Origin of the sequence: Streptomyces sp. NPDC051173 (genome assembly GCF_040689515.1) — a bacterium.
Taxonomy (GTDB): domain Bacteria; phylum Actinomycetota; class Actinomycetes; order Streptomycetales; family Streptomycetaceae; genus Streptomyces.
This window is the reverse complement of record NZ_JBFBBD010000041.1, coordinates 44,633-60,987: the sequence shown is the minus strand read 5'-3', so window position 1 is coordinate 60,987 and position 16,355 is coordinate 44,633. Positions and strand designations below refer to the sequence as shown.

Genomic DNA, 16,355 nt, shown 5'->3' with positions numbered 1-16,355 from the left:
TCAGATCATCACTTCGGTCCGTTGAATTGTCAAGCAGGCGCTGCTTCAAGCTGCCTCGCCAGCCTGCGCTGCCTCCTGCTGCCGCCGGAGAACACACCACGCGGCCATGTCGGCCCACTCCGTGCCGCAGTTCCCGCACCGGATCCGGTGACTGACGGCCGACGCTAACAGCGGCGCCGCGCACAGCCCGTCATCCAGGACGACCGGGCAGAGACCGACACCGACCCGGCCGGGTCTCCGGTCATCGGACAGAGCGGCGGTGCACTCGGCGTGGAGATGGCGGACATCCTCGACGTCCTGGCCGATCGACTCGTAACAGCCAGCAGCCCAGGGCAGGTTGTTGACCAGGAACCGGACGTGCTCGGGTACGGCCTCGGCGGGGCAGCCGCGCCAGGGGGCCACGGTCCAGGACGGGGCTGTCCGGCGGAGCTCAGTACGCCAGGCGTCCTCGATGTCCCGCAGCCGTGTCGCCGCCCCGCCGGCAGCGGTGAGCGAGAGGACGTCGAGCCGCGGTGGGATCGGTGGGACTCTCGACCCGGAGGTCGCCGCCTCCGGTGGGCGGGCCCCGCGTGTCAGGGCCGCGATGGTGTTGAGCTGGGTGAAGAGGGCTGGCAGTTCGGTGAGCCGAGCGGCGGTCTTGTCCTCGCAGATCCGGCAGACATGACGGCCGAGTTCGGTGTGCCACAGGTCGCGGCCGCATGCGCAGCATGTCGGCCAGTCGTACTCGGGGTCGTCGGCGGTGTGGCGCACGGTGGGCTCCTCGGCAGCTCGTGGGACCGCAGGGCATGGCGTTACCCACAGTGTGCATCGCGGGTCAGGAGCACCAGGGCTGACACGGCGCGGCCCGAAGTCTCAAGCCGGTGCCAAACCCAGCCCAAGCTCTGGTACAGCACGCGGGCCCCCACAAGCCCATGCCATAGCACGGAGGGAGCTTCACCACGCCACTACCGCACCATCACGGGGGCCACGTGAACGTCTGCCATGCCCAGATCGCTGCCGCCGCGCTCCATCCCGCTGTCATCCGCCGGACCCGCAAGGCCGCCCCGCGCCGGCGGTCGTGGCCGTCTCCGCAGTCCGCTCCTGCCTGGCCGGGCAGGAGCGGACTGTCTTCCAGCAGGGCGGCTCATTTCAAATGAGCGGTAGCTTGCGGACCCGGTTGGTGACCATGATCAGGGTCATTGGCGCCCCCACGACCCAGAGAAGGCCAGCGATCACCACGACCCCGCGCCATAAGGAGGACCCGCGGCCGAAATCGGTATCGATACAGCTCATGAGGAGAAACGGTGACGCTGCGATTCCGGGCCCGATGATCCACCACGCAATGTAGGTGGCGAGGACCTCCAGCAGTTTCAGGCGCGTGCGGCCGAACAGCTCGAAAGAGGTGGCCGAGGTGCTCCCGGAGATCGAACCCGGGGTGTACGTGGTCGCCCCGACCTTCAGTCGGTACCGGCGTAACGGGATGACGGGCATGAAGTTGAGGACGAACCACTCTGTGGCATGGTGGGTACCATCGGGGCGTACCCGGCTGTATCCGAGGAATTTCGTCCCGATTCCGTTCCACGTCGACATCCCTGGCGCCCTTCCTGTCCAGCCGGGGCTAGAAAGGTACGCCGCTGTCGGAGTGGTAGCGGCCTCGGCCGTCGTTTTCTTCGCACCATGTCTCGTAGCTGTCGCGTTCTCTTTTCGCCCCGCCGCTGGTGAGGCCCACGATGAGCATCAACGGGAGGAGCAGGATCGCGAGGCCGGCGAGAACCGCCATGATGAGGCTGGCGACGAGGGCCAGGATGAACTTCGCGGCGAAGAAGCCGATGACGGCGAGCGCTACGAGGGCGACGGCTTTCCAGATGGGCGGCAGCTTCTTGAAGCGGCCCAGCAGGGCAGTCCTCTGCGCCATTGCTCGTTGTTTTAATCCTGGCGTCATGGCACCGCCTTCCTTTCTCGTTTCGGCCTGTTGGCCGAAAGCGCACCTGGGAGTCTGGCATCACCTGCCTGCTTGGCGCCGGGGAGTTCACAGACTCCGCTGTAACGGAAATCCGTTCGGGAAGGTGGTGGCGTTCAGCTCGCTGGCCACCATCACGCGCCCGGAGCGTGTGGAGGCTAGCGGGAGAGGGCAGGGGTGTAGAGGGAGACGTGCTTGGCGCTCACGCCAGGCCGGTATGGGCCGCCATCCCAGTCGGCGCGACGTTCCTTGAGGGTGAGGCCGGCGTCCTTGGCCAGGGCGTCGATGTCCTCGGGTTCCCAGTAGCGCATCTTGCCAGGGAGTACCCGGCTGGGCTGCCCGTCGCGGATCAGTACCTCGCGGTAGTGGAACTCCCCTCGTGCGGCGTGCCGTTCGGCGCTGAATAGGAGAACTGCGTCGTCGAACTGCCGCTTGAGGACAAGGTCTTTGTCGACCGGGAAGACGCCGGGGTGCGGCCCGTCCGGGAGGCGCTGTCCGGGGCGGGGCGCGAAGGTCTCCAAGACCATGACGCCGTCTGGGCGCAGAGTGCGGACGGCGTTGCGCAGGAAGGCGCGCTGGATGTCCTCCTGGGCGAGGAGGAAAAAGGTGTTGAAGACCGCGAAGAGCAGTGGGACAGGCTCAGGGGCGACGTAGTCCGCAGCATCAGCGGTGATCGGGACGATGGGCAGATTTCGGCTCTTTTGCTCCAGTTGGGCGGTCATCTCCGGCGACGCGTCCACGGCGATCACCGAGATGCCCTTCTCAGCGAGGGGGACGGCAATCCGGCCGGTGCCGGCGCCCACCTCGACGACCGGGCCCGCCCCGGACAGGGAAGCGAGCAGTTCCAGTTGCCCTGGCGGCGGCGCGAAGTCCTCGTAGAGCGTGTCGTAGAGATCGGCGGTCTTCTCCCCGTAGGTCTCGCCGAGGTAGGTCATGAGCGTCATCCTCCCGAAGGTCGCGGTGGCGGAAAGCAACTCCACTCCTCCGTGAACCCGCGCGTAACCCCCTCATGGGGGCCCGCTGACGGGGTAGCGTCCTCCAGGCTCTCCGGAGATCTGGGGGATTCCGTGGACGATTCGCTGCCATCGGTTGCGATACCCGTTGACCTGATCGCCGACCACCGCCTGACCGGTGCCCTCGCAGGCCGGGACTTCGGCGTCGTCTTTGCCACCGTCCATGCCTGCGGCGTCAGCTACATGCGGATCGCGGAAGCCTGCGGGCTGAAGCCCGAGCGGGTGAGCCAGCTTGCACGCGGTGAGGGGCAGGTGACCTCTCTCCCGGTCATCGAACGCATCGCGGACGGACTGCGGATTCCCGGTCCCCTCTTGGGCCTTGCTGAGAGACCCTGGGAGAGCACCTCCACTCACCCAGTGAACGGAGACGATCCCATGAAGCGCCGCCTCGTCCTGCGCGGCGCATTCGCCGCAGGACTCACCACTGCCGGACTGGCCGCTCTCGCCGAGACCCGGCGCGCCGTTGACATGACGCTGACCAGCAGCACCTCCGACATCGGGCTCTGGGAGTCGGCGGTTGAGCAGTACGGTTACGGATATCACGGGCAGCCGCCGGGCGAGCGCCTGGCCGACCTCGCCGCCGACTTCCACGACATGCGCCCGCTCCTCAGCCTGCCTTTGTCCGTAGCCGATCGTGCCCGCCTGTGCCGGGCGACCGCCCAACTCGCGGGGATGACAGCGATCGTTCTCCACGACCTCGGGGACCGACGCGAGTCTGCGGCGTGGTTCCACACGGCCGGCAGGGCCGCAGAGGAGTCCGGCGACCGGGGGCTTCATGCCTGGGTCCTGGCCCGTCACGCCATGGTCCCGCTCAACTTCGGCGCGCCCCGGGCAGCAGCTGAGATCGCGGAGAGGGCCCGCGCCACGGCAGGTTCCCAGCCGAGCGTTGCAGCCGCCCTCGCCGCCGTCGTCAGTGCCCGCGCCTATGCCCTGACCTGCCAGCCGGAGAAGGCACGGACGGCCTTGGCGGACGCCGAAAGGATCGCGGGCCGGCTCAAGGGGGAGCAGCGGGCGGATACGTGGTTCGGGTACTGCGAAGAGAAGCACCACGTGCACCTCTCGCAGGCCCTCACCCATCTGGGTGATACGCGGCGGGCGCTGGCCAGCCAGGAGCGGGCACTGGAGCTGTGTTCCGCATCGAGTCGCATGGCCCCGGCACTCCTGCGGATCGACCGGGCCCTGTGCCTCAGCAAGGACGGCGAGATTGAGGGGGCGTGCCGCGAGACGGCCGATGTTCTCCACGCTCTGCCTGCCGAGTACCGAAAGGGCCTGACGCTGACCAGGGCGGGGGAGGTATACCGGTCCGTCCCGCCTCAACACCGCACGGTGGCCTCCGTCCGTGAGCTGGGTGACATCGTCAGGGCCGCCTGACCCCGGAGCGACAGCGCACCGCTGTCCTGGCGCCTGGCTGCGTATGGGCGTGCCAGGGCTCCTTCGGTGGTGCGAAACCTGCTGAATGCCCGCGCGCGGCAACGGCCTTCTCGTTAGCCTCCGAAGCGTTATGAGGTCACGGTGAGGGAGCCCGGCGGATGCAGCCCGATGATTCACCCGAGAAACGCTCGACGCTCGATCCGTGGCACGGGCAGTACGCCGCACGCGCGAAGAACATGATCGCCTCTGAGGTGCGGGCCTTGTTCGCCGTGGCCTCGCGCCCGGAAGTCGTCTCCCTGGCCGGTGGAATGCCGAACATCAGCGCTCTCCCCCTGGAAGGCATGGGAATGCTGATCGGTGACCTGGTGGCCCGGGAGGGTGCGGTAGCGCTTCAGTACGGAGCCGCGCAGGGGGATGCCTTTCTCCGCGAGAGCATCTGCGACGTCATGGCGCTGGAGGGGATCCACGGGCGGCCGGACGACATCGTGGTGACGGCCGGCTCACAGCAGGCTCTGGACTTCGTGGCCCGGGTGTTCATCGACCCTGGCGACACCGTGATCGCCGAAGCCCCCACCTACGTCACCGCACTGAACGTCTTCGCGGCCTTCCAAGCCCGTGTCGCGCACGTCCCCATGGACGACCAGGGCGTCATCCCCGACGCCCTCGCTGAGACCCTCGCCCGTCTGCGTGCTGAGGGCCGCACGGTCAAACTCTTCTATACAATCCCCACCTTCCAGAACCCCGCTGGCGTCACCCTCACTGCCAGCCGGCGGCGGCAGGTGATCGAAATCTGCCGCCGAGCCGGTGTCCTGGTGGTGGAGGACAACCCATACGGGCTGCTCCACTTCGACGGGGGTCCGATGCGGGCGCTGCGCGCCGATGATCCGGACATTGTCTACCTGGGTTCGTTCTCCAAAACCCTCGCACCTGGACTGCGTGTCGGCTGGGCGCTGGCACCCGCGGCCGTGAAGGACAAGCTGGTCTTGGCAGCCGAGTCCGCAGTCCTCTCCCCCTCCCCGCTCGCGCAGATGACCGTGGACCGTTACCTGCGGACCCAGCCCTGGACGGACCAGCTCAAGGTGTTCCGCGAGATGTACCGCGAGCGCCGGGACGCCCTTCTCGCTGCCCTGGCCGACCACATGCCCCCCGGGACCTCCTGGACGACACCGGCCGGCGGGTTCTTCGTGTGGGCAACGCTGCCCGAGGGCCTGGACGCGAGGGCCATGCTGCCGCGTGCGACCTCAGCCCGTGTCGCCTATGTGCCCGGCACGGGATTCTTCGCCGACGGCAGCGGCCGGGCCAGCATGCGCCTCTCCTTCTGCTACCCCACGCCGGAACGCATCCATGAGGGCGTCCAGCGGCTCGGTGACGTCATCGCCCGGGAGATCACCCTGCGCGATACCTTCGGCACCACCCTCGGCCGTGCAGGCCAGGGCCCGCAGACACCCGCCCCCGAACTCCCCTGACCACTCCCCTCTCTTCCGGATGGCCACCATGAGCGATCTCAAGTCGGTTCTTGTCCTCGCGGGCGGTCTGTCCCCCGAACGCGAGGTGTCGTTGCGGTCGGGCTCACACGTCACCCAGGCCCTGCGCCGGGCCGGAATCGACGCCCAACAGCGCGACGTCGACGCCACGCTCCTCCGCGATCTCACGCAGGACCCGCCAAGTGTCGTTCTGCCGCTGCTGCACGGCACTGTCGGAGAAGACGGCACGATCAAGGAGGTTCTGGAGCTGGCTGGTGTCCGTTACATCGGCGCGCCCCCGGCCGCCTGCCGGGCTGCGTTCGACAAGCCCACCGCTAAGGCAGCCTTCACGCGCGCAGGGCTCCTTACGCCCGCGTCGGTGACTCTGCCCCAGCAGGCGTTCCACGACCTCGGCGCGGCTGCCCTCACCAGGCTTGTCCTCGACCGCCTCGGGCTGCCTCTGTTCGTCAAACCGCGTGCGGGCGGCTCCGCGCTCGGCGTCAGCCTCGTGGAGACCGCCGAACAGCTCCCGCTGGCCCTCGTTTCCGCTCTCGGTTACCACCCCGAGGTACTGATCGAGCAGCGCATCACGGGAACCGAGATCGCCGTGGCCGTCACGGACATCGACAGCGAACCCACCGCGCTCCCGGCGGTGGAGATCATTGCCGAAGGCATGTACGACTACAGTGCCCGCTACACCGCTGGCGCAGTCGACTTCCACACCCCAGCGCGCCTCGCCGATCACGTCGCTGCCGAAGCTGCTCGCGTCGCAGTCCAGGCCCACCGCGCCCTCGGCCTTCGCCACTTGTCCCGCACGGACGCGATCGTGACCCAGACCGGCGAGGTGTACGTGCTTGAAACCAATGTGGCACCGGGCATGACGCAGACCAGCACTTATCCGGTCGCTCTCCAAGCCGCAGGCCATGACCTAGCGGCCCTGTTCGGCGGCCTCGTCGCTCAAGTATGCGGAGACCTTTGAAGCCCGGAACAGGGGTGGATGCACGATCACTTCCGGCGGTACGCGCGTCGGTTCGAGAGCGCGGTCTGTGCGGCAGAGCCGTACCAGCGGTTGACCCCGTCCTCGGTTGAGTCGGGTTTGGGCCAGCGGCCGCGTGAGAGGTCCGCGCGAATGGTTTCGGCGGTGATGCCGGCACCGGCGGCTTCGAGCTGCTGTGCGGTGTACAGGCGCTCGGGTTCGAGTTCGACTGTCGGGCGGTCGACGTTCTCTCGTACCCACTCGTCCACCTCGGCCGGGTCGTACTCCAGCCAGCGGCCGCGCTTGCCGATGGGGGCTGGCCATCCGGGCTGGGTGGTCCAGCGTTTCACCGTGCGCTTTGTCCGGTTGTAGCGCTTTTCGATCTCGGGAAGGATTTCGCCGGGCGGGTTTACCATGGGGTCCTGCGTCCTTTCGGGGATGTGGATGTGACCGGCGGGGTTTCGCAACAGCCTCCGGGCTGAGAGCTTCGGCTCGGCCCCGCCGGTCTTTCTGTGTCTCATATGGGGGTGCCCCCGGCTGGCTGCCGGGGGCGTGTTGAGGCGGGTGGGGTTACTCCTCTTCGCCGGCCAGCCATTCGACAGCGGTTTCCAGGGCCCCTTCGGAGCCCAGCACGCACAGGGCGAAGGCGTTCGCCCTGTGCTCCTGCGGGTCGCCCATGAACGCGGTGAAGACGTCGTAGGCGGTCAGCCAGTAGGTGCAGCTGGTGAACAGCGCTGCGGCGACCGTCTCGGGTACGGGGATTTCCTCGCTGATTTCGGAGACTCGGACGATGGCGTCGTAGTGGTCGCCGAAGCGGCCGCCAATCTCGGGCCTGGGGAGGCTGATGGGGATGGGGAGGAGGGAGCAGACCATCCCGATGCAGGTGTAGCTGCGGAGCATCCGACCGAGGAAGTCCTCTTCGGTGAGTTCCTGCCAGTCGCTCATGTTGGCCCCTTTCCGGGCTGTGGATGTCGGGTCGGGGTTCGCAGCCCCTTCCCTGTGAGTTCCACTTTACATTAGTCGAGTACCTTTTTACAACACCCCTCTCGCTGTTCACGTCCCGGCTTTGGGGTCGCGCGTGAGGCCGCCCCCGGTGTCGCGCCGGGGGCAGCTTGGTGGTGCCGCTTGGCTAGCCCTCGATTCCGAGGTCACGCCGGGTGTCGTGGAGGTAGTCCTCTGCGGTGAGGAGTACTGCCGTTGCGGCCTCCGGGCGGTACCGCTTCGGCTCCATGGCTTGCGCGAGTAGGAGGTCGGAGGCGGCGAGCCAGAACAGGCAGGCGCACTTCAGGCTGTCGCGCACCTCCCAACTGGCGGGGACCTCGTAGGCGAGTTCTGCGGTGCGGGCGACGGCGTCGGCGCGGTCGCTCCAGTGCCCCGGGCCGACCTCCTGGGGCAGTGAGATCGGCAGGGGCAGGCTGGCGCAGACCTCGGTGAGGAGGTCATAGCAGTCCATGAGGCGCCGCACGGTGCGGCTGGTGTCGGGGTCGAATGCGTCGGACATGTGATCAACCTTCCGGTCGTGGATGTCGGGTCGGGGTTCGCAGCCCCTTCCTTCGAGTGCTACTTTACAGCACTGAAGGACCTATTTGCAACGCCCGAGGTGGAGGAAAGCCCCGCCTCCTAGATCAACGGATGAGGCGGGGCCCAGACGATCACTCAGCCGTGCGGAACTCCGACAGACGCCCGTCATCCCCAACAAGCGCCGTCAGCCTCATCCCAGGCAACTGCGAGACAGCCACCCCAGCATCCGTCGCGACGTCCGCCGCCGGATACCGCTGCACCCCCTCGGCGTCGGCCGCGTCAGCTGTGATCTCGGCCTGGTCGCCGAACAGCAGCAACACCTTCACATCCACTCGATCGCTCACGTCGTCGTCCCCTTCTGCCGTGGATCGGTCATGGTCGTGCGGACTGCCATCATGGCGGTCCTGACTTACTGCCATGAGCGGCTGCGAACAGCTCGACGCATGCTTCCCAGCGTCGGCTCGGGCCGCTGCTTCCGCCAGGTCCTCAGGGCGCCCGGCAGTGAGACAGGCGCTCTGATCGCAGCCGCCGCAGCGCCACCCGTAGAAGATGTGGAGGCCTGAGGCGAGGTCGTGACGGGCGAGCCCGGTGCGGTCCTCGGTGCGCTCCACGAGCACGGGTGCACCGGCCTGATTGGTGAGCTCGGCGGTGATCCGGATGTTGTACACGGAGGTCTCCTAGGTGTTCGGCAGCCCTGGTCGGGGCGGCTGGGCAGGGGTAGTTGTCCCGGTAGTCGGGGGTAGTCCGGAGGTAGTCGGCGGGTAGTTGTTGCAGGTCAGCGCGCGACTACCTGGCGAACTACCGTCCTTGGATCCCTACGTGGAGATGTGGAGAGGCGAGGGGGCGTCAGCGGCCGGGAGGTCATCGCGGTGGACCCCTGGAGAGGTGCCGTTGGGCGTTTTGACGGAGCGCCGTACGGGGACCCCGGCGGCGGTGCACAGCTGGCGTGTCTGGACCATCCCCCAGTCGTCGGGCGCGCCGGCCTCGCGGAGGGCAGTGACGAGGTCCCGCAGGAGCACCCCGTTCCGGTCCCCGATCAGGGCCCGGAGGAAGGGGAGGAATGCCACCGGATCGAGAGGAGCGTGCGGCGCAGGGAGGGGGCTCCCGGAAGGAGGTGCGGCAGGAGCCTGGATGCCGTCCCCGGGCGGCTCGGTGGAGGATGGTGAGTGCATCCAGGCGGCCACGCACCAGACGAGCGCGCCGACCGGCATCGCGAACGGCGCGAGCGGGGTGTGGGCGGCGGCGTACACGACCACGTAACCGCCCCCGCCTGCATACCCGAGGCGGGTGAGGGCGGTACGCCAGTCCTCCGCCGTCACCCACGCCCAGCCGCGGCCCAGAAGCGCCGACGATCCGGCGCACAGGCTTTCTGCCGCTTCCCTCGGCAGCAGGTAAGGGCGCAACTCTGGGAGCCAGCCGGGCAGGTGGCGTCCGCCGGTGGCTTCTGCGGGGTCCGGGGTCGTGTCGGTGCTGGTCATCAGAGGGCGCCGATGGCGTGCGCGCCGGTAAGGATCACGGCTTCGGGCAGCCCCCAGATGCCTCCGGCCTGGGCCCACACTCCCGCTGCGATGATGCCGGTCCAGGCGGCGCGGGCGGGGGCGAGCTCGCGGAAGTACATGATCCCGGCGAGCAGAGTGCTCACCGCGCCGAGACCGGCTGTTCCGAATCCCCCGCTGGTGAAGACCGACGCGAAGGCGTTGGACAAGTCTCCGGCGTTGGTCCAGATGGATCCGGCGACGGTGTAGCAGGTGCCTGCGGCGACTCCGGTCCACTGAGCCTGTTCGCTGGTGAGCCGGTGGCGGATCCTGCCCTTCTTCCCATTGCCCACGCCCTCCGGGCCGCCGGAGCCCTTGGGCTGGCGGATCCCGGCGATCAGGACGCCGGTCAGGGCGATCGCGACGCCGCCGGAGCCGACGGACCCGAGGAGCTGGCCGTTGTGGGTGCTGAAGGTGGCCGTGGTCACGAGGTGCTGCATGTCGTGATCCTTCGTCAGATGTGGGAAGCGGGCGCGTACAGGGCCAGGGCGAGGACGGCGGAGGCCAGGGGCACACGGGCGGCCCAGGCGATGGGCGGCCACCAGTGGCGGGTGCGCCGGTCCCAGAAGTGAGCGGTGAACAGGCAGGTGCCGCCACCGAGGACGAGGGCGCCGCTGATGCTGCTGTGTCCGACGGCAGTGATGGCACCGCCGAGCATGGGGGTCAGCCCGAAGGCGTATCCGGTGCCGGCCGCGGCCGCGTTGTAGAGGGCGGCCCGGGTCTTCGGGTTCAGGGCGGCGGGTGGACGCGGGGCCGGGAGGGCCGGGTAGTAGCCGGGGTCGGACACGAACCAGGTGCCCGGCTGGCTGGGTTCCAGGGGGTCGTCCTCGGAGCCGGGCTCCTCGGCGGCTGGCGCGGCCAGTGGCTCTTCGCTCTCGCCGGGGTCGACGTCCGCCTCTGTCCCGGAGGCGGACGCCAGCAGCGGCTTCGGCTCCCACCACCACGGCAGCCGCGGAGCAGCCGGGCGGGCAGCGAACGGTTCCTCGTTCCGGTCCAGGTCCTCCCACCAGTCCGGCGCCGGAGAACCGACCGTGGGCGGGTAATCGGGCGGGGGCGGAACGGGCTGGTCGGCTGGGATGATCCGGGTCGGGGTGACGGGCTCGTCCACTGTCACCACCGGTCCCAGGCGACGAGGGCCAGGAGCAGCGCGAGGACGAACGAGAACACGGCAAGGCGGCGGGCCCTGGGGTCGTGTGGTGCGAAGGTGCGGACGATGAGCGGGTAGAGCAGGCCGGAAAGGATCAGGAGGGCGAGCACGGGCGCGAGTTCCTCACTGGGTGATGAGCGCGACGGCGGAGACGATGGCCACGGCGACGAGGGCCGGGAGGACGTACGGGCCCGGGGCGCGGCGGGCGTAGGTGATGAGGCCGAGGGCGGCTAGCGCGGCTTGTACGGGCCAGAGCCAGGCGAGGACGGTCATACGTAGCCGCCTCCGCCCTTGCCGACGCTGTTGTCGTCGATGGCCAGTTGCTCGCCATCCGGATCGGGGCGGGGCGCCTGGTGCTTGTCCATCTCGCGGTCAAAGGCCCGGCGGACGCTGTCGCGCTGGCGTGCCGCGTCGAGGCCGAGGGCGTCGATGATCAGAGGCACGGCCTTGATCTTGTCGGTAATGCCGAGGCTGATGAGCTGACGGGCGGCATCGGCGGTGCTGTCCGGCTGTCCGGACAGGATGTCCGCACTGGTCAGCGGCCTGTGGGGTTTCTGCGGAGGCAAGGTGTCCGGGGTTGTCCGGACAGCGTCCGAGCGCTCGACCGTGGCGGTTGGGGGCTGGAAACCGAGTACCAAGGCGACGCCGACGGGCGTGACATTGATGCCGTAGAGCGCCAGATCGTCGGCCAGCTCCTGAGGCGTGGCTGCGGGGCGCGCGCTATGCGCGAAGCGGATCGCCTCGGCCGTATCCATGCCGGCGAAGTGGACACGCAGCCGCTCGGTCGCCGACGCCAGTCCGACCGGCCGGGTCTTGACCAGATCACGTGCCGGGCTGCCGGTGACGTGAGTGACGGCCCGATGCTTGGTCGCCTTCCACGCCTCCTCGCTCGCCAGAAGCCACCCGAACAGGCCGTAACGCGGCATGGACAAGGGACGCTCCCCCTGCTCCTCGCGGAGCCGGGCACGAGTCGCGGACCAGGCCAGGCCGGCCAGCAGGAGCAGGGCGACGGTGGGCATGGCGAAGAGGAGGAACGCGCCGGTGCCACCGTGGATGTGCACGGCGTTGAGATGGTTGAGGTAGACGGAGACGCCTGCCAGGCCGAGGGTGGCGCAGTGGGGTCCGAAAGCGGAGCGGCCCGCCTTGGTCGCTTCGCCGGCGAGGTGGAGGCAGGCGATGGCCGCGCCGTCGAAGACCACGGAGGTACCGGCGGCGAGGAGTGCGGGGACGCCGTAGATGTCGTGGGCCACGACGAAGAGAGACCAGGCGGTCGTGCCAGCGGCGGCGGAGCCGATGAGGGTGAGGCTGGCCCACCAGACGAGACGGTTCACGTGCTGCTCCTGGGCGGAGAGAAAGGGGGCCGGGCCCGCGGGGTGTGTGGCGGGCCCGGCCAGTTCGGTGGGTCAGCCGCCGCGGACGGAGTATCCGGTCTCGCCCGCGCACTGGCGGCAAACGGTGCGCGGCTCTTGGTGGGGCTCACAGAGCCCGTCAACGAAGGCGCCCCGGACATGGCGATGACGGAGCTCCAGGGCCCGGGTGGCGAGCCAGAGCGAGCCGTGGGGGTGCTGGTTGTCACTGAACTGCTCGATGACGGTGCGGTCGGGGTGGAAGACGGCGTGGATCACCGGCGCGCCCCCCGCCGCTCGTCGGCCCACTGCTTGTCGGCCTTGGCCCGTACGTCTGCGCCGTCGCGGTAATCGGTGCGGCAGGCGTCGACAGTCGCGGGCCCGGTGACGCTGCTCTCGCGCGGCGTACCGTCGGGCTCCTCCTCCTTGGCACTCACAGGGCCACTCCGTCCGCGTGGAGGCGGAGCCGGGTGGCGTACTCGGCACGGGTCGCCCCGGCGAGGGACAAGGCGTCAGCGGCGTCGAGGATGCGGTGCAGATCGCGGCTGGTGACGGTCGTGTCGGCGTAGCTGCCGTGCCAGTCCCAGACGGTGAGCCGGGCCTCGATACGGAACTCGGCGTCGCGGAGGATGGCGTGCGGGTTGTTGGCGTCGAGCCGGTCTGCGGTTGCGGTGAGCAGGGTGGCCAGGCTCGGGGCGATGGTGATGTGACCGGTGGTGCCGTCGGCGGTGCGGGTGATCTGGACGGTGCGTCCGGCGTGGCGGCCGATGATGCCGACAACGACGGAGCCTCGGGCGGGGGCGTTGAAGTTGGTCTATGCGCACTCCGTGAAGTCGGCGGCGGCGAGGTGGCGGGTGGCCTTGTAGGTCTGGAGCGCGGTGTACAGGGCGGGGTCGGTGGGGTTGTAGACGTGGACGTGAACCCAGTGGCTGGTGGTGCGGTGCTGTGCCCAGACGCGGATGGCGTCGGCGCCGTCGTGGGCGGTGCGGAATGCCTTTGCGACGTGGCGGCCGAACCAGGACTTCTGACCGTCGGGGAGGTCGCTGCCGCCGATGCGGTCGAGGAAATCACCTGTACGGGTGAGGCGGCCGTTGGTGACGTCGGCGGCGATGTTGCCGCTGAGTGTCCGGTAGCCGAGGGCGCGGGTGGCGGTGCGGGCGGCGGCGAGGTGGTGGCGGGCGATGGCTCGTCGTCCGCGGCGGGCACCGGGGGTTGAGACGGGGACGGTGCGGGGGGTGGGCTGAAGCGGGGAGCGGTCGGTAACCTTCACGTGGATCTCCCATACGGCTTACAGGCGTCGGGTGGTCTGGCCCCGGTCAATGACGTTGCGAGCGTCGACCGGGGCCGTCTTTCGTTGGCAGCGTGGGCTGCTTGCCTTGAGCGTATGGGACCCCATACGCTCAAGGCAAGCAGCCCGCCCGAATGAGAAGGGCGCGGATGTGAGCGAGGGTCAGGAAGGGGAGGAGGTGCAGCGAGTGTTCGACGCCCTAGACGGCGTGGAAGCAATGTCCGACGACGTTGCGCGTGCACGCGCGGTGAGCAGGTTGCTGAAGGACCAGCCAGAGCGGAATTCGCGACTGAAGAGCTACCGCAGCAACGTGATCAAGAAGCTACGTGCTGAAGGCATGTCGTTCCGGAAGATCGCGGCGGAGGTCGGGGTGTCGCTCGGCACAGTGCAAGACACCCTGCGCGATCACAGCGGGTCGTGGAGCGACCGCCGGAAGCAAAACGCCGACGAGGCAGACGGCGCGCCGAACAAATAAGTACGACCGGGCGGTGTGGAGCCGCCCGGCCGCAGTAATCAGCAGGTTGCAGCCCGCTGATCAGTGATTCGTCTCGTCAAAAAGGAATCCAGTGAACTCTAAGCCCACCGCGTCCATGGTCACCACCTCAGCTCGCCCGGGTTCGGCTTCCTGCACCGTGTACGCCTGGTGCGTCATCCCGGGCGATCACTGGGACCACGCCAGTGCCGAGGTCGGCGTCTCCTCCGTGAAGGCCGATGAAGGCGCGTACCTTACCGCGCATCTGCTGCACCTCTCCGGATCCCGGCCGTTCGTCGGCCTTGAGGGGGCCGACCTGACCGCCGAGCAGGCCCGTGCCGAAGCAGTGAAGCTCCGCGCGTTCGCCGCCCGCCTTGAGGGCCTGGTGAACCTCCTCGACGCGGCCCCGGTCTCCGTCACCGCGTAGCCGTCGCCCGTTCCTTCGGCCGCCCGATTCCCGCCGGGCGGCCATTCCCCCACGCTCTGAAGCGCTGGAGAACCTTTGAACTACGGGCGCATCCGACGCGGCCCCATGGCTGCCGACGCCTTCACTCAGATCCGCAACGCGCTCTTCCGTGACCCGCGGCTGAGCTTCCGAGACAAGGGCGTGTTCGGGCTCATCAGTACCCACCGCGACGGCTTCGGCGTCACCGCTGAATCCATCGCAGCATGCTCTTCCACCGATGGCATCTGTGCCGTGAAGACGTCGCTCCGGAACCTGGAGAAGTACGGCTATCTGAACCGTGTCCGGGAGCGGCGCGCTGACGGCACGCTCGGCGGCACCGTGTACTTCATCACCGACCAGCCCGAGCTGTTCCGCAGGGACGCGGAGTTGGAAAACCGCAGGTCGGAACCTGCAGTGGCTGAGCCTACGCAGGTCGAACCTACGCTGGTTCAGCCTACGGTGGCTGATCGCCCCCTTAAGAAGAACAACCTCAAGAAGACCAACCAGCAGAAGACGAAGCCCCCCGTCCTTCCGTCCGTAGTTGACGCGTGCGCACGCGAAAGCGAGACCGCCGACACGGACGGAGGGACGGGCGGAAGCACCAGCAGCATCGACGACCAGGACCAGACGCCCGCACCATCCGGTGGACGACGGAACGAACCGCCCGCCCAGGAGCGGCCCGTCGCCCTCACCCCGGGCGTGGAGCTGCTCCTCGCCATCGGGGCGCAGCAGCCGGAGTTCCTGCTGTCGGGACAGACCCTCGCGGACCAGGGCCTGGCAGTGACCGGCATGCTGGCCGAGGGCTGGCTGCCGGACCATCTGCGGCAGATCATCGCGGGACGCCCACTACCGGTACCAGTGCGTACGACGGTCGGCGCGGTCGTGGCATCCCGACTGCGAGCGGCGATGGCTGGCCCGGCACCGTCGAGCGCCCCCAGACTCCCGCAACAGCGGGCAGCCGACCGGGGCTACGAACCGGGCCCGGCCGACACTACGCCGAGCCCACCGTCCTGGACCGAGCAGCACGACGCCCTGGAAGCCGCAGCCGCCGGCCGGGGCCCGCTCCGTGATTGCGACGGTGACGGCGGCCTCTGCCAGCGCCTGGCCATCCGCGGCGAGTTGATGTGCGGGGAGCACCTGGGCTGGGAGCTCTGCCCGCGGTGCGCCGCCCGCCGCGTCGAGCCAGGCGTCACCGTGTGCGACTACTGCAAGGACACCCCCGATACCGAGCCCGACGCCTGGGAGGGCCGCGTGGGTGCCACGGAGGCTCACGTGTCTTAGTTGGACCCCCGGGTGGCGGTCCGCTCCTAGACTGGGCCGGCCGTCACGGAAGGAACGATCAGTAATGCGTCCGCAGCGATTCATGGAGTTCGCCATCAAAGCGATGGCCCAAGCGCCGGAAATCCGGACGGTGGAGCCCTGGCAGGGAGGGGCGAAGAGACCGTTCGGACTGAAGATCACGTTCACGTCCGGTGCTCAGATCTGGTCCGCGATCACCTACACCGCGGCCGCCGGCGAGAAAGCCGACGAGCCCGAGGTGCCAATCGAAGCCGAACCGCCGGCCGAAGTTCCCTACCCCGCGCTGCTCCAGAGCGGCAAGATCCCGGTGCGGGACGCCGAGCTGTACCTCGCCGCGGCGCTCCTCAACTCCAGCTGCCCGGAGATCACGGAGGCCTACGGGTACTCGCACGGCGAATCACCGAACATGAACCCGGGCCTGGGCGTGAAGTTCCACAACGGCTCACGGATCCACATGGTGTTCGAGCATGCCCTCCGGTCCGGGCAGACCCCCGGCCCCCGGGCATTCGACCTGCCGGAGGCGGTCTAGCGCACTTTCCG

The 16,355-nt window shown here is 68.8% G+C and carries 24 protein-coding genes; 7 read left to right on the top strand and 17 right to left on the bottom strand.

Features of this window, described 5'->3' with window-relative positions; translation table 11 throughout:
- Positions 1–45 precede the first annotated feature (45 nt).
- From AB0435_RS21575 to AB0435_RS21560, 4 genes are all read right to left on the bottom strand, one after another.
- Entirely contained in the window at positions 46–750 is a 705-nt protein-coding gene (locus tag AB0435_RS21575; RefSeq protein WP_366427722.1) for a hypothetical protein, read from the bottom strand.
- A 378-nt stretch (positions 751–1,128) separates the two neighbouring features.
- A complete protein-coding gene (locus tag AB0435_RS21570; RefSeq protein ID WP_366427721.1) occupies positions 1,129–1,569 on the bottom strand; it encodes a hypothetical protein in 441 nt (146 codons plus the stop codon).
- 28 nt (positions 1,570–1,597) lie between these two features.
- Positions 1,598–1,894, bottom strand: a complete 297-nt coding sequence (locus AB0435_RS21565; RefSeq protein ID WP_366427720.1) for a hypothetical protein — start codon at positions 1,892–1,894, stop codon at positions 1,598–1,600.
- Positions 1,895–2,097: 203 nt separating this feature from the next.
- Positions 2,098–2,883, bottom strand: a complete 786-nt coding sequence (locus AB0435_RS21560) for a class I SAM-dependent methyltransferase (protein WP_366427719.1) — start codon at positions 2,881–2,883, stop codon at positions 2,098–2,100.
- A gap of 123 nt (positions 2,884–3,006) precedes the next feature.
- Between AB0435_RS21560 and AB0435_RS21555 the strand changes: the two genes are divergently transcribed.
- From AB0435_RS21555 to AB0435_RS21545, 3 genes are all read left to right on the top strand, one after another.
- Entirely contained in the window at positions 3,007–4,323 is a 1,317-nt protein-coding gene (locus AB0435_RS21555; RefSeq protein WP_366427718.1) for a hypothetical protein, read from the top strand.
- A 158-nt stretch (positions 4,324–4,481) separates the two neighbouring features.
- Positions 4,482–5,789 carry a PLP-dependent aminotransferase family protein gene (locus tag AB0435_RS21550; protein ID WP_366007972.1) on the top strand — a complete coding sequence of 436 codons (1,308 nt, stop codon included), beginning with the start codon at positions 4,482–4,484 and terminating at the stop codon, positions 5,787–5,789.
- 28 nt (positions 5,790–5,817) lie between these two features.
- Positions 5,818–6,765 (top strand): D-alanine--D-alanine ligase, encoded by a 948-nt coding sequence (locus AB0435_RS21545; protein WP_366007973.1) that lies wholly within the window; start codon positions 5,818–5,820, stop codon positions 6,763–6,765.
- A 26-nt stretch (positions 6,766–6,791) separates the two neighbouring features.
- On the opposite strand, the gene AB0435_RS21540 is transcribed toward AB0435_RS21545, so the two are convergent.
- The 13 genes from AB0435_RS21540 to AB0435_RS21480 form a co-directional block, all read right to left on the bottom strand.
- A complete protein-coding gene (locus AB0435_RS21540) occupies positions 6,792–7,178 on the bottom strand; it encodes a hypothetical protein (protein WP_366007974.1) in 387 nt (128 codons plus the stop codon).
- Between the two features lie 154 nt (positions 7,179–7,332).
- A complete protein-coding gene (locus tag AB0435_RS21535) occupies positions 7,333–7,707 on the bottom strand; it encodes a hypothetical protein (protein WP_366007975.1) in 375 nt (124 codons plus the stop codon).
- A gap of 184 nt (positions 7,708–7,891) precedes the next feature.
- On the bottom strand, positions 7,892–8,263 hold the full coding sequence (locus tag AB0435_RS21530; RefSeq protein WP_366427717.1) for a hypothetical protein: 372 nt from the start codon (positions 8,261–8,263) through the stop codon (positions 7,892–7,894).
- Between the two features lie 151 nt (positions 8,264–8,414).
- The gene (locus tag AB0435_RS21525; protein ID WP_366427716.1) at positions 8,415–8,951 is read right to left on the bottom strand and encodes a hypothetical protein; all 537 of its coding nucleotides are present in this window, start codon (positions 8,949–8,951) and stop codon (positions 8,415–8,417) included.
- 147 nt (positions 8,952–9,098) lie between these two features.
- A complete protein-coding gene (locus AB0435_RS21520) occupies positions 9,099–9,761 on the bottom strand; it encodes a hypothetical protein (protein WP_366427715.1) in 663 nt (220 codons plus the stop codon).
- Complete coding sequence (locus tag AB0435_RS21515; RefSeq protein ID WP_366427714.1) at positions 9,761–10,258, bottom strand: hypothetical protein; 498 nt, start codon at positions 10,256–10,258, stop codon at positions 9,761–9,763. The genes AB0435_RS21520 and AB0435_RS21515 overlap by 1 nt, the downstream gene beginning before the upstream one ends.
- 14 nt (positions 10,259–10,272) lie before the next feature.
- The gene (locus AB0435_RS21510; RefSeq protein WP_366427713.1) at positions 10,273–10,932 is read right to left on the bottom strand and encodes a hypothetical protein; all 660 of its coding nucleotides are present in this window, start codon (positions 10,930–10,932) and stop codon (positions 10,273–10,275) included.
- Positions 10,929–11,075 carry a hypothetical protein gene (locus AB0435_RS21505; RefSeq protein WP_366007980.1) on the bottom strand — a complete coding sequence of 49 codons (147 nt, stop codon included), beginning with the start codon at positions 11,073–11,075 and terminating at the stop codon, positions 10,929–10,931. Before AB0435_RS21505 ends, AB0435_RS21510 begins: the two co-directional genes overlap by 4 nt.
- Positions 11,076–11,088: 13 nt before the next feature.
- On the bottom strand, positions 11,089–11,238 hold the full coding sequence (locus AB0435_RS21500) for a hypothetical protein (protein ID WP_366007981.1): 150 nt from the start codon (positions 11,236–11,238) through the stop codon (positions 11,089–11,091).
- A complete protein-coding gene (locus tag AB0435_RS21495; protein WP_366007982.1) occupies positions 11,235–12,296 on the bottom strand; it encodes a hypothetical protein in 1,062 nt (353 codons plus the stop codon). The genes AB0435_RS21500 and AB0435_RS21495 overlap by 4 nt, the downstream gene beginning before the upstream one ends.
- A 72-nt stretch (positions 12,297–12,368) precedes the next feature.
- On the bottom strand, positions 12,369–12,590 hold the full coding sequence (locus tag AB0435_RS21490; protein WP_366427712.1) for a hypothetical protein: 222 nt from the start codon (positions 12,588–12,590) through the stop codon (positions 12,369–12,371).
- On the bottom strand, positions 12,587–12,748 hold the full coding sequence (locus AB0435_RS21485) for a hypothetical protein (protein ID WP_366427711.1): 162 nt from the start codon (positions 12,746–12,748) through the stop codon (positions 12,587–12,589). Before AB0435_RS21485 ends, AB0435_RS21490 begins: the two co-directional genes overlap by 4 nt.
- Before the next feature lie 377 nt (positions 12,749–13,125).
- Positions 13,126–13,581, bottom strand: a complete 456-nt coding sequence (locus AB0435_RS21480) for a hypothetical protein (RefSeq protein ID WP_366427710.1) — start codon at positions 13,579–13,581, stop codon at positions 13,126–13,128.
- A 169-nt stretch (positions 13,582–13,750) separates the two neighbouring features.
- On the opposite strand from AB0435_RS21480, the gene AB0435_RS21475 reads away from it, so the two are divergent.
- The 4 genes from AB0435_RS21475 (at position 13,751) to AB0435_RS21460 (ending at position 16,344) form a co-directional block, all read left to right on the top strand.
- Positions 13,751–14,074, top strand: a complete 324-nt coding sequence (locus AB0435_RS21475; RefSeq protein ID WP_366427709.1) for a helix-turn-helix domain-containing protein — start codon at positions 13,751–13,753, stop codon at positions 14,072–14,074.
- 91 nt (positions 14,075–14,165) lie between these two features.
- A complete protein-coding gene (locus AB0435_RS21470) occupies positions 14,166–14,498 on the top strand; it encodes a hypothetical protein (protein ID WP_366427708.1) in 333 nt (110 codons plus the stop codon).
- 105 nt (positions 14,499–14,603) lie between these two features.
- Entirely contained in the window at positions 14,604–15,797 is a 1,194-nt protein-coding gene (locus AB0435_RS21465; RefSeq protein ID WP_366427707.1) for a hypothetical protein, read from the top strand.
- An 82-nt stretch (positions 15,798–15,879) separates the two neighbouring features.
- Complete coding sequence (locus tag AB0435_RS21460) at positions 15,880–16,344, top strand: hypothetical protein (RefSeq protein ID WP_366427706.1); 465 nt, start codon at positions 15,880–15,882, stop codon at positions 16,342–16,344.
- Positions 16,345–16,355 lie beyond the last annotated feature (11 nt).

Excerpts from the sequence above, each read along its gene's own strand:
- AB0435_RS21570 (WP_366427721.1), bottom strand. The coding sequence starts at position 1,569 with ATGTCGACGTGGAACGGAATCGGGACGAAATTCCTCGGATACAGCCGG.
- AB0435_RS21565 (WP_366427720.1), bottom strand. The coding sequence starts at position 1,894 with ATGGCGCAGAGGACTGCCCTGCTGGGCCGCTTCAAGAAGCTGCCGCCC.
- AB0435_RS21560 (WP_366427719.1), bottom strand. The coding sequence starts at position 2,883 with ATGACGCTCATGACCTACCTCGGCGAGACCTACGGGGAGAAGACCGCC.
- AB0435_RS21550 (WP_366007972.1), top strand. The coding sequence starts at position 4,482 with ATGCAGCCCGATGATTCACCCGAGAAACGCTCGACGCTCGATCCGTGG.
- AB0435_RS21545 (WP_366007973.1), top strand. The coding sequence starts at position 5,818 with ATGAGCGATCTCAAGTCGGTTCTTGTCCTCGCGGGCGGTCTGTCCCCC.
- AB0435_RS21540 (WP_366007974.1), bottom strand. The coding sequence starts at position 7,178 with ATGGTAAACCCGCCCGGCGAAATCCTTCCCGAGATCGAAAAGCGCTAC.
- AB0435_RS21535 (WP_366007975.1), bottom strand. The coding sequence starts at position 7,707 with ATGAGCGACTGGCAGGAACTCACCGAAGAGGACTTCCTCGGTCGGATG.
- AB0435_RS21530 (WP_366427717.1), bottom strand. The coding sequence starts at position 8,263 with ATGTCCGACGCATTCGACCCCGACACCAGCCGCACCGTGCGGCGCCTC.
- AB0435_RS21520 (WP_366427715.1), bottom strand. The coding sequence starts at position 9,761 with ATGACCAGCACCGACACGACCCCGGACCCCGCAGAAGCCACCGGCGGA.
- AB0435_RS21515 (WP_366427714.1), bottom strand. The coding sequence starts at position 10,258 with ATGCAGCACCTCGTGACCACGGCCACCTTCAGCACCCACAACGGCCAG.
- AB0435_RS21500 (WP_366007981.1), bottom strand. The coding sequence starts at position 11,238 with ATGACCGTCCTCGCCTGGCTCTGGCCCGTACAAGCCGCGCTAGCCGCC.
- AB0435_RS21465 (WP_366427707.1), top strand. The coding sequence starts at position 14,604 with ATGGCTGCCGACGCCTTCACTCAGATCCGCAACGCGCTCTTCCGTGAC.
- AB0435_RS21460 (WP_366427706.1), top strand. The coding sequence starts at position 15,880 with ATGGAGTTCGCCATCAAAGCGATGGCCCAAGCGCCGGAAATCCGGACG.